Origin of the sequence: Trebonia sp., from assembly GCF_049794275.1 — a bacterium.
Lineage (GTDB): Bacteria > Actinomycetota > Actinomycetes > Streptosporangiales > Streptosporangiaceae > Trebonia.
Genome location: NZ_JBARCR010000678.1, coordinates 1 through 1,553 on the forward strand (window position 1 = coordinate 1; position 1,553 = coordinate 1,553).

Below are 1,553 nucleotides of genomic sequence, written 5' to 3' on the forward strand. Positions count from 1 at the left end.
GTCGGCGGGTTCAGGTTCGAGATGTGGGCTCCGTTCACGCCGACCATGCTGGCCGGGTACCCGGCCCAGGCGATCAGCGCGGCAGTGGCGGCGCCGCCGGCGGTCAGCATCAGCGCGGGGACCCGGCGTCCGCGCAGCGAGCCCAGCGCCCAGGCGATGCCGAGCAGGTACGGGACGAGCCAGCCGACCGGAAGGTTGACCCAGCCCACCCAGGAGGGCCCGGACAGGCCGAACCTGACGAGGTCGGCGACGGCCACCATGGCGACTGCGAACGCGGCCGCCCACGCGCCGAACCGCCTGACCAGCCACATGGCCGCCGGGGTCAGCGCGGTCAGCACGGCATACACGCCCAGGAACCACAGCGGGCTGATCACCAGGAAGAGCAGCGTGCGCACGGTAGCAGCCGGGACGCCCGCCAGGCACATGCCGAGCGTGACCGGAACCCAGACCGCCGTCAGGGCCGCGACAGGACGAGCCAGCCGGATCAGGCGCTTGCGCAGCCAAGTGCGGTACCCGCCCCGGTAGCCGCGGGCCGCCGAGTAGCCGCCGACCAGGAAGAAGACCGCGAGCGTCTGGAAGATCCAGGACAGCGGGGCCAGGGCCGGCATCCAGGCCAGCGGGCTGTCGTCGTGCAGCACCGTGCCGTGGCCGCTGCCGCCGGTCACCAGAGCGGTGACCAGCCAGTGGCCGCCGATGACGCCCGCGATGGCCAGGGCGCGCAGGGCGTCGACCGCGCGGTCGCGCTGCGGCGGAGTGGCGGCGTCGACGCGCCGGGCGAGAACCCTGACCTGCCCGAGGGCGCTCATCGGGTAACCGCCGCGGGGTCGCCCAGCGCGATGTAGGCCAGGTTGCGCAGCGAGACCGAGCCCGGGTCCAGGTAGCCGCTGTGGCCGCTGTCACCGGTAGCGAAGATGCGCGCGCCGAACCCGGGCGACATCGGGTCGGCACCGAAGCCCAGCCCCAACAGCTGGATGTGCGGCACGTACTTGATCGAGTCGCCGCTCTCCCGGCCGGCCCACACCCGCGCCGTGGTGTGGAGCGAGGCCACCGAGGAGGCGTCAATCCCGGGGCTGCCGAACACCGCGATGTCGGTGACCGGCAGGTGCGGCGCGGCCAGCCCGCAGACCACCGACCCGTAGCTATGGCACAGCAGCGCGACCTGGTCCCCGTGCTGGGCCAGCGCGGTGACCAGCGGCCGCAGGGCCTGCGCCCCTTGCCCGGCGTCACCCGAGGTCATCACGGCCGGGCTGAGCATGGCCGGGGCGGGGTAGCCGAGCCAGGCGATGACCGCCAGCCGCTCTCCGGGGTCGAACGGGTCGAGCCGTTGCGCCTCGGCGGCGAGCGCCTCCGCACCGCCGCCGGGGGACGACGATCCCCGGGAGAAGAACGTGGCCAGCGTCGTGTCGGAGCCCGGCACCAGGATCGCGACCCGATTTGCGGTGGCGAGGTTGCCGAGGACCATGGCGGCAACGCCCTGCCCGTTCGGATTACAGAACAGCACGTGCCGAGAGCGCAGGCTGGCCAGCGCGCCGGCCAGCTGGCTGTCGCCGTGG

2 protein-coding genes are annotated in these 1,553 nt (G+C 73.7%); both read right to left on the bottom strand.

Features of this window, described 5'->3' with window-relative positions:
* A partial coding sequence (locus WA805_RS18175; protein WP_425242919.1) for an acyltransferase family protein occupies nt 1–806 on the bottom strand: 806 nt, incomplete at its 3' end.
* Nucleotides 803–1,553 (bottom strand): alpha/beta hydrolase (locus WA805_RS18180; RefSeq protein WP_425242920.1); only part of this gene is annotated, 751 nt, incomplete at its 5' end. The genes WA805_RS18175 and WA805_RS18180, both read right to left, overlap by 4 nt.